Below are 13799 nucleotides of genomic sequence, written 5' to 3'. Positions count from 1 at the left end.
TTTGTCCTTAAATCGGCTACGATTTAAGGACACATGCACTAGCCTTCTCCCGCCTGCGGAGAGAAGGTGGCCGGCAGGTCGCTATAGTCCTATACAAACGCCCGGAATCCTCATCGGACTCCGGGCGTTTAAAGCGCTCCCTCCGGGACTGAAGGCACAAAACCGGACCGAGCGCTTCTCGAAGACCCAAGCGGAACTGGTTGATCAGTTCAGTTTTGCCAGGTCGTTTCGAATGACGGATCTGAGTTCGTCGATGGGTTTCAGGACGCTTCCCTCCTCGAAATGCCAGAAGGTCCAGCCGTTGCAGGCGTCGAGGCCCTGCACCTTGGCGCCGACGCGGTGGATGGAGCCGGCCTCGCCTCCCGATGCCAGCGTGCCGTCGGCACGCACGATCGCGCTGTATCGGCGCTTCGCGTCGGTCAGGACCGTGCCCGGCTTGATGAGGCCGCTTTCGATCAGCGTGTTGAAGGCGACGCGCGGCTCCGCTTTCTTGCCGGTCATGACCGAGAGCGTCGCCTTGCCAAGCGGCTCGACCGCGGCAATGCGCGCGGCGGCGGCATCGATATAGTCCTGCTCGCGCTCGATGCCGACGAAATGGCGACCGAGACGCTTTGCGACGGCGCCGGTGGTGCCGGAGCCGAAGAACGGGTCGAGCACGACATCGCCAGGCTTGGTCGAAGCCATCAGAATACGGGCGAGCAGTGCTTCCGGCTTCTGTGTCGGGTGCACCTTTTTGCCGTCCTCGTCCTTCAGCCGCTCGGTCCCCGAGCAGATCGGGAAGAGCCAGTCGGAGCGCATCTGGACGTCGTCGTTCGCCGCCTTCATCGCTTCGTAATTGAAGGTGTAGCCCTTGGCCTTGGCGTTCGGCGTCGCCCAGATCAGCGTTTCATGCGCATTCTGAAAGCGGCGGCCCTTGAAGTTCGGCATCGGATTGGTCTTGCGCCAGATGATATCGTTCAGGATCCAGAAATGCAGGTCCTGCAGGATCGCGCCGACGCGGAAGATATTGTGGTAGGAGCCGATCACCCAGAGCGTGCCGGTGGGCTTCAACACACGGCGGCAAGCGAGCAGCCAGGCGCGGGTGAAGGCATCATAGGCTTCGAAGGAAGCGAACTGATCCCAATCGTCGTCGACGGCGTCGACCAGCGACTGGTCGGGCCGGTGCAGCGTGCCGCCGAGCTGGAGATTGTAGGGCGGGTCGGCGAAAACGACATCGACCGAATTGTCGGGAAGCGCGTTCAGCGCGGCCACGCAATCCCCCTTTATGATGCTGTCCAGCCAATTCAACGGACGGGCGGCACGGGAGATTTCGGCAAGCGAAACAACTGAAGACATGGGCAACTCGCAAATACGCTTACTCGGGACTGACTATAGCACTTATGGTTACCGAAGATGGTTACCAAAGCCTGAAGGCCATCCGGAAAAAATCGCGTCGCAGTGAGATCTCCCGCGCTCAAGAGGCGCCATTGCCATCATGCAATCGCCGGCTATCCGGCGGGGCTTCGTGGCGATTGTGAAGGCCATAGTCACGCATAACGGCAGCGACCCTCAGCCGGTACTCGGTGAACACGCCGTTCCGCCCCGCCGCCTGAGCCGCGCGATGTTCGGCGCCGTTGCGCCACGCCTTCACCGCCGCCTCATCGCGCCAGAAGGAGAGCGACAAGAGTTTGTTCTGGTCGGCGAGGCTCTGGAAACGCTCGATCGAGATGAAGCCGTCGATCCCGTCCAGCAGCGGACGCAGATCGGCTGCGAGTCCGAGATAGGTATCGCGCTTGCCCTCGGCCGGCAGCACTTCGAAGATCACCGCGATCATCGCGTGATTCCTTTTCCGTGCGGCAGCGAAACGTTCTTCAGGAAGATTCGATCCTCCCGCAGAATGAAGCGCTCCTTTCGGGCGAATTCATAGTTCTCGCGCCCGAGCGGATCGGCGGCGAGACGTGCGCGGTAGGCCTCATAGGCGGCCAGGCTTTCGATGTCGTAGACGCCATAGGCGGTGGTCGCCGAACCTTCATGCGGGGCGAAATAGCCGATGAGATCGGCGCCGCAGCGGGGAATCGCCTCGACCCAGTTGCGGGCGTAGGTGGCGAAGTCGTCCTTACGGAACGGATCGATCTCGTAGCGGATGAAGCAGGTGATCATCGGTTTCTCCTGGTTGATGACCTGTATTATGCCCGCTTGCCCGTCAACGATGCTTCGATTACGATCGAACTATGAAAGAAGGCCCGGACATAGCCCTGATCGGATCGCTGATCGGCGATCCTGCACGCGCCAACATGCTGACGGCGCTCATGGGCGGTCAGGCGCTGACGCCGACGGAGCTTGCGGGTGAGGCCGGCATCACGCTGCAGACGGCAAGCTCGCATCTCGCGAAGCTGGAAGCGGGCGGATTGGTGACGCAGCGCAAGCAGGGCCGGCATCGCTATTACGCCTTAAGCGAGGACGAGGTCGGGCTGATGCTCGAGAGCTTGATGGGCTTTGCCGCAAGCCGCGGCCTGACGCGCCATCGGCCCGGGCCGAAGGATCCGGCGCTGCGCAAGGCGCGTGTCTGCTACAACCACCTCGCCGGCGACTTTGGCGTGCGCATGCTGGACAGCCTGATCGCTGCTCGCGAGATCGAGGTGGCGGGCGCTGACGATCTGGCCCTGACCGATGCCGGGCGTGCACGCGTCGAGGCACTGGGCATCGACTATGATGCTCTCAAGAAATCCCGCCGGCCGGTCTGCCGAACCTGCCTCGACTGGAGCGAGCGGCGTTCGCATCTCGCCGGCTCACTCGGCGAGGCGCTGCTCAAGCTTTTCATCGACAAAGGCTGGGCGAAACGGGAGAAGGACAGCCGCGCGGTTCGTTTCACCGCAATCGGCGAGAAGGCGTTCCTGGAACTCTTTCCTCGATAGCTTCGGCGATGGGAGGCGCGCCGTCATGGATGAGCGTGTCGCGGAAACCTTCGCGGGCGATGCGCGTGCAAAGCGACGACCATTCACATCCCTCGCAGGCGGCGCGGATGGCACCGGCCGTGAAGGCGGTACGCAAGCGCCTCAGGCGTTCGCTGTCGAGAACGAGAATCGACCCAAATCCAAGTGAAACACCGAGCTGATCGGCAACCGCAGCCAAAGCGCGTCCGTCACGATTACGAACGCTCTCGTTGCGGCAATGAGCTTCCGGTAAGTCCAACATCGGGCTGCAGATATCGTCCGGTCCGTCGACGATCTCGATCGCTTCGCCGGCGGAAAGGCGCTCGGCGATCCGGCGATAGTTGCGGGTAAACGAGGGCGTATAGCCCTCACCCACGAAGGTGAGCAGGCACAGGAGATGATGCCCGCGCAGGCGAACCATTGGAAACCTCTGCCTCTCTTTTGCACGTCGGATGAGACGCGCGGCATATTTCCTAAATTGTCCGATTTAGGACAAAAACATGCGAGAATTCAAAATGCTGCAGCGGCCTTTGCGCGTCTGAAAAGACGCGCGGCGCTGTAGAGAAGTATGCATTCAAAAAAGCTGGAGGGGCAAGCGGGGGGACCCGCTTCGCACTTCTCCACCTGCTTCTGCAGGTTGAGCTTTGGTCCGCTATCGTATAAACCTGCCTGGACCAATTTTAAGCGCCCGCATTTTGAGAATCCTCCCCCTTCCGCGGCGCGTTTCTCCCAAGGACCGACCCAAATGACCGGTATCGATCTCATCATCTTCGATTGCGACGGCGTTCTCGTCGATTCGGAAATCATCGCCGCACACGTCCAGTCCGAACTGGTGAGCGAGGCCGGCTATCCGATCAGCGTCGAGGAAATGAACGAACGCTTCGCCGGCATGACCTGGCGCGATACGTTGCTGACGATCGAAAAGGAAGCGACCATCCCGCTCTCCGCCTCGCTCATCGACCGCGTCGACATCATTCTCGACAAGCGGCTCGCTCGTGACGTCAAGATCATCGAAGGCGTCAGGCCGGTGCTGCTACAGCTCACGCTTCCGCATTGCATCTGCTCAAACTCCACCTCGGAGCGACTGGCGATGATGCTCGGCAAGGTTGGGGTCAAAGACCATTTCGGCAAGCACATCTATTCGGCACGCGACCTTGGCCCGGACCGCGTCAAACCGAAGCCGGACATCTTCCTGCACGGCGCCGCCCAGTTCGGCGTCGACCCGGCACGCGTGCTCGTCATCGAGGATTCGGTGCACGGCATCCACGGCGCTCGCGCTGCCGGCATGCGCGTCGTCGGCTTCACCGGCGGCTCGCACACCTATCCGGCACATGCCGACAGGCTGACGGAAGCCGGCGCCGAGACGGTCGTGTCGCGTATGGCAGCCCTTCCGGGCGTGATCGCCGCGCTTGCCGAATGGTCGGAAACGATGACGGCCTGATCCGAGCGGAAGATCGAATTTCGCTTCGATCCGCCGGAGCGAAACGCCCTCGCGCCGAATTGGAGCACGTCCATTTCGACGTGAGAGGGACGCCATGCCGCATTGAAGGCCCATGGCCTTCCTCCGAAAATCACACGGTTTTCGGATCGCGCACGAGGGCCATATCAAGCAAAGCCCCATGAGGGGCAATTTCCAAGGAGGAAACACTATGCGTCTCTCACTATTGACCGGATTGACCTTGGCCGCCGGCGTCGCATTCGCCCCCCTCGCCCATGCCGATATCACGATCGGCGTGATCACCCCGCTCACGGGTCCCGTCGCGGCCTTCGGCGAGCAGGTCAAGAACGGCGCCGAGGCGGCGGTCGAGGCCATCAACAATGCCGGCGGCATCAAGGGCGAGAAGGTCGTCCTCAAGATCGTCGATGATGCCGGCGAACCCAAGCAGGCCGTCTCCGTCGCCAACCAGCTCGCCGGCGAAGCCGTGCGATACGTCGTTGGTCCGGTGCTCTCCGGCACCTCGATGCCGGCGTCCGACGTGCTCGCCGAGAACGGCATCCTGATGGTCACGCCGACGGCGACCACGCCGGACCTCACCACCCGCGGGCTTTGGAACGTGCTGCGCACCTGCGGGCGTGACGACCAGCAGGCTGTCGTCGCTGCCGACTACGTCGTCCAGAACCTCAAGGACAAGCGCATCGCCGTGCTGCACGACAAGGGCGCCTATGGCAAGGGTCTGGCCGACGGCTTCAAGGCCGCGATCAACGCGGGCGGCATTACCGAAGTCGTCTATGAGGGCCTCACTCCCGGTGAAAAGGACTTCGGCGCCATCGTCACCCGCCTCAAGGCAGAGAACGTCGATGTCGTTTATTTCGGCGGCTATCATGCCGAAGCCGGGCTGATGGTCCGCCAGATGCGCGATCAAGGCGTCAATGCGCAGCTCATCGGCGGCGACGGCCTGTCCAACACCGAATTCTGGGCGATCGGCGGAAACGCTGCCGAGGGTACGATCTACACCAACGCCAGTGACGCGACCCGCAACCCGGCCGCCGCTCCGGCGATCGAGGCGCTCAAGGCCAAGAACATCCCGGCCGAAGCCTTCACCCTCAACGCCTATGCCGCCGTACAGGTCCTCAAGGCAGGCATCGAAAAGGCGGGCTCCGCCGAGGATGCGACCGCGGTCGCAACGGCGATCAAGTCCGGCGACGCGATCGACACGGTCATCGGCAAGCTGACCTATGGCGAAAGCGGCGATCTCACCTCGCCGAGCTTCTCGCTCTACAAGTGGGAAGCTGGCAAGAGCGTCGCGGCAGAGTAAGCGGACGCCGACCGGACAACGGAAACGCCGGGGCGATGCCCCGGCGTTTCGATTCTGGCGTTTGGTCTGAAGCGCTTCTTAATTCGTCCTGTACGGCCCCTCGTCGAAGCCTATGAAAACCTTGGCTTCAGCGCCGGCGCCGGCCGGCAGCGTGACATCGGCCTTGGTGAAGACGAACTGGGTGGTGGCGCTGCCCGGGGGAACTTCGACCGGATATTGGGTCAGTTCGGAATAGAGCGTCTTTTCGCCATCGGTTGCGGCCACGCGGATCGGCAGGGTCACCTTGCCCGGTCCGCCGGCGGGGCCCGCGACGACGCGGCCCTGTGCGACCACCGTCACCTTGAGCGCATCTTCGCTCTGCACGCATTGACGCGTCGTATCGGCCAGCGAGGCCTGATAGACAACCTTGCTCGGATCGTCCTTCGCGCCCTTCGCATAGGTGCGGTAGGAAGAGGTGCCGTCCCTGAGCGTGACCGGCGGGCAGGCCGCTTGGACCACCGCCGGCGTCGGTGCGCTCGCGCTGCCGCCCGCGTCGATGGCACCGCCCGTTTGTGTCTTGTTACAGCCGGCAACGGCCAAAAGGAGGGATACTGCGAGAAGACGGCGAGACACTGACACGTTGCACAACCTCTACTGAAAAGAACGAAACTCCCTGATCGCGGTGACTGTGGCTCGATGAACCACCCTCGTCGCGGTCAAAACATGCGAGAACGCAAGGCCGCCTCGCCTTGGACGGAAAACGGCCCGAGGCCTTTCTTGACCTTCGGGCATCGTCTATAGCAGCGACGAATTCAAAAATCGACGGGTCGACGCTCCCCAACCGAATTTTCCGGAACAGGCTGGAAATTTGCCATGGTGACAAAAATGGCCGCGCGATTCGCCGGGAACTGACGCAAAAAGGCGCTTGGGCTGGAGCGAGCCTCGCTTCAACGCTCGCGCGCAAAACGATGAAGGATGACGATGGTGAAGTATGTTTCGACGCGGGGAGAGGCGGCCTCCCTCGGTTTCTGTGACGCTCTTCTGGCGGGACTCGCCCGTGACGGCGGGCTCTATCTTCCGAAGGAATGGCCGAAGTTCTCCAAGAAGGAGATCCGGGCGCTGCGCGGCAAATCCTATCAGGAGATCGCCTTCACCGTGCTCGAACCATTCACGAACGGCGAGATCCCGGCCGCGAAATTCCGCGAGATGATCGACGAGGCCTACGCCACCTTCCGCCATCCGGCCGTGGCACCCCTGGTCCAGACCGGCGCTAACTCTTTCGTCATGGAACTCTTCCATGGCTCGACGCTCGCCTTCAAAGACGTCGCCATGCAATTGCTGGCAAGGCTGATGGACCATGTGCTTGCCGAACGGGGCGAGCGCGCGACGATCGTGGGAGCGACATCGGGCGACACCGGCGGAGCTGCGATCGACGCCTTCGCCGGGCGGGAGCGCACCGACATCTTCATTCTTTTTCCGCACGGCAAGGTATCGCCGGTGCAGCAAAGGCAGATGACGACCTCCACCGCTTCGAACGTGCACGCGATCGCGGTCAAGGGCAATTTCGACGACTGCCAAAACCTCGTCAAAGCCATGTTCAACGACACGGCCTTTCGCGATCGGGTGAAGCTCTCGGGCGTCAATTCCATCAATTGGGCGCGGATCATGGCCCAGATCGTCTACTACTTCACGACGGCGGTCGCGCTCGGCGGTCCGGACCGCAAGATCTCCTTTACCGTGCCGACCGGCAATTTCGGCGATATCTTCGCGGGCTACGTTGCCAAGCGCATGGGTCTGCCGATCGACAAGCTGATCATCGCCACCAACGACAACGACATTCTGACGCGCACCCTGAAGAGTGGCCGCTACGAAATGCGCGAGGTGAAGGCGACAACTTCGCCGTCGATGGATATCCAGATCTCCTCGAACTTCGAGCGGCTCATCTTCGAGGCTAACGACCGCGACCCGGCGGAAGTGCGCGCGGCGATGGCAAACCTCAAGCAATCCGGCTCGTTTGCGATCGGCGACGGCGCATTGAAAAAAATCCGCAAGGAGTTCCGCGCCGGCCGCGCCTCGGAAAAGCAAGTGGCGAGAACGATCCGCAAGACCCTCGAGGATACGGGCTATCTCATTGATCCGCATACGGCAATCGGCGTGTTCGTGGCGGCCAAGCACGAGAAGGCTTCCGCACCGATGGTCACCCTTGCGACGGCCCATCCGGCGAAATTCCCCGACGCAGTAAAATCGGCAAGCGGTATTGACCCCGCGCTTCCGACGTGGCTTGCTGATCTCATGACTAGGGCGGAGCGTTTCGATATCCTGGAACCGGAGCTTAAAAACGTCGAAACCTTCATCGGCGAGCGTACCCGCGTTCGGGAATAGAACGAAAGAATACGGATGATGAAAGTTGAGTGCACCCGGCTCCCTTCCGGGCTGACGGTGGTAACCGAGAACATGCCCCATCTTGAAAGTGTGGCGCTCGGTGTCTGGATCAAGTCCGGTTCGCGCAACGAGACCGTGGATGAACACGGAATTGCGCATCTGCTGGAGCACATGGCTTTCAAGGGCACACGGCGACGCAGCGCCCGCCAGATCGCCGAAGAAATCGAAAATGTGGGCGGCGAGGTCAACGCCGCCACCTCCACCGAAACCACCTCCTACTATGCCCGCGTGCTCAAGGACCACGTGCCGCTCGCGGTCGACATCCTTGCCGACATCCTGACGGAATCGACCTTCGACGAGGACGAGCTCCGCCGCGAAAAGCATGTCATCCTGCAGGAGATCGGCGCGGCCAACGACACCCCGGACGACGTAGTCTTCGATCGCTTTGCCGAAACCGCCTATCGCGATCAGACGGTGGGCCGGCCGATCCTCGGCACGCCGGAAACGGTGATGTCCTTCAGCGCCGACCAGATCCGCCAGTATCTCGGCCGCAACTATACGACGGACAGAATGTTCATTGTGGCGGCCGGCGCCGTCGATCACGAGACGATCGTGCGTCAGGTCCAAGAGCGCTTTTCCGCCCTGCCCGTCTCACCCTTATCGCCGCCGGTCCTCGACACGGCGCGCTACACCGGCGGCGACAGTCGCGAAACTCGCGATCTGATGGATGCGCAAATCCTGCTCGGCTTCGAAGGCAAGGCCTATCACGCGCGGGATTTCTACTGTTCGCAGATCCTCGCCAATATCCTCGGCGGCGGCATGTCCTCGCGCCTCTTCCAGGAGGTGCGCGAACACAGGGGACTCTGTTATTCGGTCTACGCCTTCCATTGGGGCTTCTCCGACACTGGCATCTTCGGCATTCATGCGGCAACCGGCGGAGAGAACCTGCCGGAACTGATGCCGGTGATCGTCAACGAGCTGCGCAAATCGTCGATGAACATCGAACAGCAGGAGATCGAGCGCGCCCGCGCGCAGATCCGCGCGCAATTGCTTATGGGCCAGGAGAGCCCGGCGGCACGAGCCGGTCAGATCGCCCGCCAGATGATGCTCTACGGCCGTCCCATTCCCAACGAGGAGCTGATGGAGCGCCTTTCGGGCATCACGATCGAGCGCCTGACGGACCTTGCCGGCCGGCTGTTCTTCGACACGGCTCCGACGCTCTCCGCAATCGGCCCGCTCGAGCAGCTTGCCCCGATGAACGACATCCTTTCGTCGCTGGCCAGCAAGACAACCGCCATGCATGCGGTGGCGAGCTGACACGCAGATTGCCGTTGAGGCTTCGCCACGGCCGCGCCCAAGCCCTGCGTTCCCCTCACGATTTCTCAAAAATCGGATTCGATTTGAGCGTAAACTTGTGCAAGGTTTCGCAATGAGACAGCGTCCTCGGCTCGACTGAACGGCGGCGCCTGTTGCCCGCGGTACTGGCCTGGAGGCGTATATGACACGATCGGTTTTTCGGTTCCTGTCGCGGCAGCCGGAGACGGTCGAGATCGCCAATCAGCACTATATGCTCCGGCTTCCCCGCTACGCCGATTATCGGCAATGGTATCAGTTGCGCAGCGAAAGCCGTGCCTTCCTGGAGCCCTGGGAGCCGACCTGGCGCGCCGATGAAATGACCGAGAGCGCCTTTCGCAGCCGCGTCATTCGCAATGAGCAGGAATATGCCTCCGGCCAGGCCGTGCCGCTCTTCCTCTTCCGCAGGCCGGACGAGACGCTGCTCGGCGGTCTCACCATTGGTCACATTCGCCGCGGTGCCGCGCTGAACTGCATGATCGGCTACTGGATGGGCCAGAAATATGCCGGTCAGGGCCATATGTACGAGGCGCTGAAGCTGACGATCCCCTATATCTTTACGGTGCTCGAGTTGCACCGTATCGAGGCAGCCTGTATTCCAGAAAATACACGGAGCATCCGGCTCCTTGAAAAGGCCGGCTTTGAGCGTGAAGGCTATTTGAGACAGTACTTGAAGATAAACGGGCAGTGGCGGGATCATCTGATGTTCTCCCTCTTGTCCGTCGATGCCGTACCGAACAGGAATATGCCCCTTTGATGCCCCTGAACCTGAAGCCGTTCGCATGGCCAGCCGCAAGGCTGGCGGCGTTTCTGGTCGCACTCGTCGTCTTCGTCCTCGGCCTCGCCGGCGGGGTCGCGCATGCGCTCGAGCCGGTGAAGATTTCGCGTGAGGACACGGCGCTCGACCTCACCGCGACGACGGAGATCTACAGCGGCAGGGGCGATGCGTTTCAGGTCTCGACCGCCCCCGGCACGGACGGCATCGTGCGCCGCATCGAAGTGCGCTCGAGCACGGAACATCATCAAGGCGACTGGGCCGTTTTCGCGCTTGCCAATGTCTCGGAAGAGCAGCTCGAGCGCGTCATCGTCGCCCCGCATTTCCGGCTGGTCAATTCCAAGCTCTTCTGGCCGGACCTCGGCTCGCAGCGCGTCCTCTCGATCACGCCGAGCGAAGGCTTCGCGCTCGACCGGCAGCCAAGCGACGAGGCGGACGTCTTCCGGATCACGCTCAACCCCGGCGCGGTCATCACCTTCGTTGCCGAGCTCCAGACGCCGGAACTGCCGCAAATCTATCTCTGGCAGCCCGACGCCTACAAGGACACGGTCAATGCCTTCACGCTCTATCGCGGCATCGTGCTCGGGATCGCCGGCCTTCTCGCGGTGTTCCTGACCATTCTCTTCGTCGTCAAGGGCACCTCGATGCTGCCCGCGACGGCCGCACTCGCCTGGGCCGTGCTTGCCTATATCTGTGTCGATTTCGGCTTTCTGTCGAAGCTCATCAGCGTGACGGCCGACGACGAGCGAATATGGCGGGCGGGAACGGAAGTCTTCCTGGCAGCGGGCCTCGTCGTTTTCCTTTTCACCTATCTCAACCTCAATCGCTGGCACCAGCATCTCGGCTATGCGACGCTCGCCTGGATTCTCGGGCTGGGGCTGCTCTTCGGGGTCGCGGTCTACGATCCGGCGATCGCCTCCGGCATCGCCCGCCTGTCCTTCGCACTGACGGCAACCGTCGGCATCGTGCTCATCGCCTATCTCGGCTTCAACCGCTACGACCGCGCCATCCTGCTTGTCCCTGCCTGGCTGTTGATCCTCGTCTGGTTGTTCGGCGCGTGGCTCGCCGTTACCGGTCAACTGGCCAACGATATCGTCCAGCCGGCGCTCGGCGGCGGTCTCGTGCTCATCGTGCTGCTGATCGGCTTCACCGTCATGCAGCACGCCTTTGCCGGTGGCGCCTACCAGCAAGGCCTGTTCTCCGATCTCGAGCGACAGGCGCTGGCATTGACCGGCTCGGGCGACACCGTCTGGGATTGGGACGTGGCGCGCGACCGCGTCGTCACCATACCCGACATTTCGCACCAGCTCGGCCTCTCGCTCGGCACCATGAACGGCCCCGTCCGCAACTGGGTGCCGCGGCTGCATCCCGACGACCGCGATCGGTTCCGGGCGACGCTCGACGTGTTGCTCGAACACCGGCGCGGCCGGCTGAACCACGAATTCCGCGTGCGCGCGGAGGACGGCCATTATCACTGGCTCTCGATCCGGGCACGGCCGGTGCTCGGCGCCAACGGCGAGATCATCCGCTGCGTCGGCACCATCGTCGACATCACCGAACAGCGCAATTCGGTCGAGAGGCTCCTGCACAATGCGCTCCTCGACAACCTGACCGGCCTGCCTAACCGGCAGGTCTTCCTCGACCGGCTGCAGGCGATCCTGTTGATGTCCGACAGCACCAACGCCATGAGGCCGACGGTGCTCGCGATCGACATCGATCGTTACAAGCAGGTCAATGATATGCTTGGCGTTGCGGCCGGTGACAATATCCTCATCGCGCTTACGCGCCGCCTGCGCCGGCTCCTGCGTCCGCAGGACACGCTCGCCCGCCTCGGTGGCGACCAGTTCGGACTGATCCTCATGTCCGAGCGCGATCCGGCAAAGATCGCCGACTTCGCCGATGCCGTCAGCAAGGCGATCATGGTTCCGCTCAACTACGGCAATCGCGAAATCAACCTGACCGCGTCGATCGGCCTCGTTTCCTGGCTCGATCAGGAGCAGAGCGCCGCCGGACTGCTCGATGACGCCGAACTCGCGATGTTCCGCGCCAAGAAAGCGGGCGGAAACCGGGTCGAGCCGTTCCGCCCGGCCTTCCGGACGTCGAGCTCGGATCGGCTCCAGCTCGAAGCGGATCTGAAGCGGGCGATCGAACGCAAGGAGCTTTCCCTCGTCTACCAGCCGATCGTCCGCTTGAGCGATGCCGAGATCGCGGGCTTCGAGGCGCTCATGCGCTGGGATCATCCGAAGCGCGGCAATATCTCGCCGACCGAGTTCATCCCGATCGCCGAGAATTCCGACATCATAAACCAGCTCGGCATGTTCGCTTTCGACAAGGCGACGAGCGACCTCTCGGACTGGCAGATGCAGACCGGGGAACTGCCGATCTTCATCTCGGTCAACCTGTCGAGCGCGCAGCTTTTGAACAATGAGCTTTATGACGACGTGCGCGCGATCCTCAACAAGAACCGCTGCGATCCGGCGAAGGTCAGGATGGAACTGACGGAGTCGCTGGTGATGGAAAACCCGGAGCAGGCTAGGCTCGTACTCGAAAAGCTCCGTCAAGCCGGGTTGCGGCTGGCCCTCGACGATTTCGGCACCGGCTATTCATCGCTCTCCTATCTCACCCGCTTCCCCTTCGACACGATCAAGATCGACAAGGCGCTGGTGCGCGATCCGAGCGACAGGCGCGGCGTGGTGTTGCGCTCTGTGATCACCATGGCGCGCGAGCTCGACATGCAGGTGGTCGCCGAAGGCATCGAATCCGAGGAGGATGCGGTTCAGCTTTCGCAGATGGGCTGCGACTACGGCCAGAGCTTCCTCTTCGGGCCGCCGGTCGGGTCGGATTCGATCCTGCGGCTCCTGAAGGAGCGATTTCCGTTGATGAAGAGAGCCTGAGGCGGAAACCGGCGACCGACGACGGCTTAGGCGTGGCCGGAATCGGTGGAAAGCATGGCCGAGCTGACGCCCATCAGTGCCAAGGCCCGGTCGTATTTCTCATCGAGGTTCCGGCTGAAGATCAGCTCCTCGCGCGCCGGGCAGGTCAGCCAGCCGTTCTGGGCGATCTCGGCCTCGAGCTGGCCTGGCCCCCAGCCGGCATAGCCGAGCAGCATGGTCGCCTTGTGCGGCCCCTCGCCACGGGAGATAGCCCTCACGATGTCGAGCGTCGCGGTGAGGCAGATGTCGTCGCTGACGGGAATGCTCGAGTCGCTCAAGTAATCGTCCGTATGCAAGACGAAGCCTCGCCCCGTCTCGACGGGGCCGCCTGCCTGTATCTGGAACTCGCGCGCCGTCGCCGGCAGGCGGATCGCTTCATCGGGATCGAGAAGCTGCAGGTGCAAGAGCACGTCCGGGAAAGTCAACCGTTGCGGGCGGTTCAGCACGAAGCCCATCGCCCCATCTTCGGAATGGGCGCAGACGAAAATGACCGTTCGGGCAAAATTGGCATCGAACATGCCCGGCATGGCGATCAGGAATTGACCGTCAAGGAAGCCACGCTCGCGGGTCGTATGCAGTGCCTTTGTCGCCATAATGAAGATAGCCTACCAATTCACGACGAAATGAAAAGCGCCTCTACGTGGCGGTCGCGGAATTTTGCACGCGCGACGCTTGCTCGCGATGAATTCGGGGCTGCAAGCCCCCAGAT

General features: G+C 62.4%; 13 protein-coding genes. 7 read left to right on the top strand and 6 right to left on the bottom strand.

Annotated elements, in window-relative coordinates; translation table 11 throughout:
* Window positions 1-204: 204 nt before the first annotated feature.
* The 3 genes from AYK65_RS04660 to AYK65_RS04650 all read right to left on the bottom strand — a co-directional run bounded on the left by AYK65_RS04660 (window position 205) and on the right by AYK65_RS04650 (window position 2139).
* The gene (locus AYK65_RS04660; RefSeq protein WP_026612876.1) at window positions 205-1335 is read right to left on the bottom strand and encodes a site-specific DNA-methyltransferase; all 1131 of its coding nucleotides are present in this window, start codon (window positions 1333-1335) and stop codon (window positions 205-207) included.
* A gap of 118 nt (window positions 1336-1453) precedes the next feature.
* On the bottom strand, window positions 1454-1813 hold the full coding sequence (locus AYK65_RS04655; RefSeq protein WP_046118435.1) for an antibiotic biosynthesis monooxygenase family protein: 360 nt from the start codon (window positions 1811-1813) through the stop codon (window positions 1454-1456).
* Entirely contained in the window at window positions 1810-2139 is a 330-nt protein-coding gene (locus tag AYK65_RS04650) for an NIPSNAP family protein (RefSeq protein ID WP_026612878.1), read from the bottom strand. The genes AYK65_RS04655 and AYK65_RS04650 overlap by 4 nt, the downstream gene beginning before the upstream one ends.
* A 71-nt stretch (window positions 2140-2210) precedes the next feature.
* Between AYK65_RS04650 and AYK65_RS04645 the strand changes: the two genes are divergently transcribed.
* The gene (locus AYK65_RS04645; RefSeq protein WP_026612879.1) at window positions 2211-2894 is read left to right on the top strand and encodes a winged helix-turn-helix domain-containing protein; all 684 of its coding nucleotides are present in this window, start codon (window positions 2211-2213) and stop codon (window positions 2892-2894) included.
* Here the strand turns inward: AYK65_RS04645 and AYK65_RS04640 are convergent.
* Window positions 2848-3333, bottom strand: a complete 486-nt coding sequence (locus AYK65_RS04640; protein WP_081157975.1) for a DUF1284 domain-containing protein — start codon at window positions 3331-3333, stop codon at window positions 2848-2850. The genes AYK65_RS04645 and AYK65_RS04640 overlap by 47 nt on opposite strands.
* Window positions 3334-3657: 324 nt before the next feature.
* Here AYK65_RS04640 and AYK65_RS04635 point away from each other — a divergent pair, with 324 nt between their 5' ends.
* Together AYK65_RS04635 and AYK65_RS04630 are read left to right on the top strand one after the other, a co-directional pair.
* A complete protein-coding gene (locus AYK65_RS04635) occupies window positions 3658-4353 on the top strand; it encodes an HAD family hydrolase (protein WP_026612881.1) in 696 nt (231 codons plus the stop codon).
* A gap of 208 nt (window positions 4354-4561) precedes the next feature.
* The gene (locus AYK65_RS04630) at window positions 4562-5668 is read left to right on the top strand and encodes a branched-chain amino acid ABC transporter substrate-binding protein (protein WP_046118436.1); all 1107 of its coding nucleotides are present in this window, start codon (window positions 4562-4564) and stop codon (window positions 5666-5668) included.
* Window positions 5669-5746: 78 nt separating this feature from the next.
* Here AYK65_RS04630 and AYK65_RS04625 read toward each other — a convergent pair whose 3' ends face one another.
* On the bottom strand, window positions 5747-6295 hold the full coding sequence (locus AYK65_RS04625) for a hypothetical protein (RefSeq protein WP_026612883.1): 549 nt from the start codon (window positions 6293-6295) through the stop codon (window positions 5747-5749).
* Window positions 6296-6628: 333 nt separating this feature from the next.
* On the opposite strand from AYK65_RS04625, the gene thrC reads away from it, so the two are divergent.
* The 4 genes from thrC to AYK65_RS04605 all read left to right on the top strand — a co-directional run bounded on the left by thrC (window position 6629) and on the right by AYK65_RS04605 (window position 13051).
* The gene (gene thrC / locus AYK65_RS04620; protein ID WP_026612884.1) at window positions 6629-8029 is read left to right on the top strand and encodes a threonine synthase; all 1401 of its coding nucleotides are present in this window, start codon (window positions 6629-6631) and stop codon (window positions 8027-8029) included.
* 15 nt (window positions 8030-8044) lie between these two features.
* Entirely contained in the window at window positions 8045-9346 is a 1302-nt protein-coding gene (locus AYK65_RS04615; protein WP_026612885.1) for a M16 family metallopeptidase, read from the top strand.
* Window positions 9347-9527: 181 nt separating this feature from the next.
* Window positions 9528-10139: a GNAT family N-acetyltransferase gene (locus AYK65_RS04610; protein ID WP_026612886.1), complete on the top strand. Its 612-nt coding sequence runs from the start codon at window positions 9528-9530 to the stop codon at window positions 10137-10139.
* Window positions 10139-13051 carry a sensor domain-containing phosphodiesterase gene (locus AYK65_RS04605; RefSeq protein ID WP_081157974.1) on the top strand — a complete coding sequence of 971 codons (2913 nt, stop codon included), beginning with the start codon at window positions 10139-10141 and terminating at the stop codon, window positions 13049-13051. The genes AYK65_RS04610 and AYK65_RS04605 overlap by 1 nt, the downstream gene beginning before the upstream one ends.
* Window positions 13052-13077: 26 nt before the next feature.
* Here AYK65_RS04605 and AYK65_RS04600 read toward each other — a convergent pair whose 3' ends face one another.
* Complete coding sequence (locus AYK65_RS04600) at window positions 13078-13683, bottom strand: YqgE/AlgH family protein (protein WP_026612888.1); 606 nt, start codon at window positions 13681-13683, stop codon at window positions 13078-13080.
* Window positions 13684-13799 lie beyond the last annotated feature (116 nt).

Source organism: Ensifer aridi (assembly GCF_002078505.1).
In the GTDB taxonomy this organism is placed as follows: Bacteria; Pseudomonadota; Alphaproteobacteria; order Rhizobiales; family Rhizobiaceae; genus Sinorhizobium; species Sinorhizobium aridi.
Note: the sequence above shows the minus strand (reverse complement) of the source record. Positions and strands in the feature narration are given on the sequence as shown.

Excerpts from the sequence above, each read along its gene's own strand:
- AYK65_RS04660 (WP_026612876.1), bottom strand. The coding sequence starts at position 1,335 with ATGTCTTCAGTTGTTTCGCTTGCCGAAATCTCCCGTGCCGCCCGTCCG.
- AYK65_RS04655 (WP_046118435.1), bottom strand. The coding sequence starts at position 1,813 with ATGATCGCGGTGATCTTCGAAGTGCTGCCGGCCGAGGGCAAGCGCGAT.
- AYK65_RS04650 (WP_026612878.1), bottom strand. The coding sequence starts at position 2,139 with ATGATCACCTGCTTCATCCGCTACGAGATCGATCCGTTCCGTAAGGAC.
- AYK65_RS04645 (WP_026612879.1), top strand. The coding sequence starts at position 2,211 with ATGAAAGAAGGCCCGGACATAGCCCTGATCGGATCGCTGATCGGCGAT.
- AYK65_RS04640 (WP_081157975.1), bottom strand. The coding sequence starts at position 3,333 with ATGGTTCGCCTGCGCGGGCATCATCTCCTGTGCCTGCTCACCTTCGTG.
- AYK65_RS04635 (WP_026612881.1), top strand. The coding sequence starts at position 3,658 with ATGACCGGTATCGATCTCATCATCTTCGATTGCGACGGCGTTCTCGTC.
- AYK65_RS04630 (WP_046118436.1), top strand. The coding sequence starts at position 4,562 with ATGCGTCTCTCACTATTGACCGGATTGACCTTGGCCGCCGGCGTCGCA.
- thrC (WP_026612884.1), top strand. The coding sequence starts at position 6,629 with ATGGTGAAGTATGTTTCGACGCGGGGAGAGGCGGCCTCCCTCGGTTTC.
- AYK65_RS04615 (WP_026612885.1), top strand. The coding sequence starts at position 8,045 with ATGATGAAAGTTGAGTGCACCCGGCTCCCTTCCGGGCTGACGGTGGTA.
- AYK65_RS04610 (WP_026612886.1), top strand. The coding sequence starts at position 9,528 with ATGACACGATCGGTTTTTCGGTTCCTGTCGCGGCAGCCGGAGACGGTC.
- AYK65_RS04605 (WP_081157974.1), top strand. The coding sequence starts at position 10,139 with ATGCCCCTGAACCTGAAGCCGTTCGCATGGCCAGCCGCAAGGCTGGCG.
- AYK65_RS04600 (WP_026612888.1), bottom strand. The coding sequence starts at position 13,683 with ATGGCGACAAAGGCACTGCATACGACCCGCGAGCGTGGCTTCCTTGAC.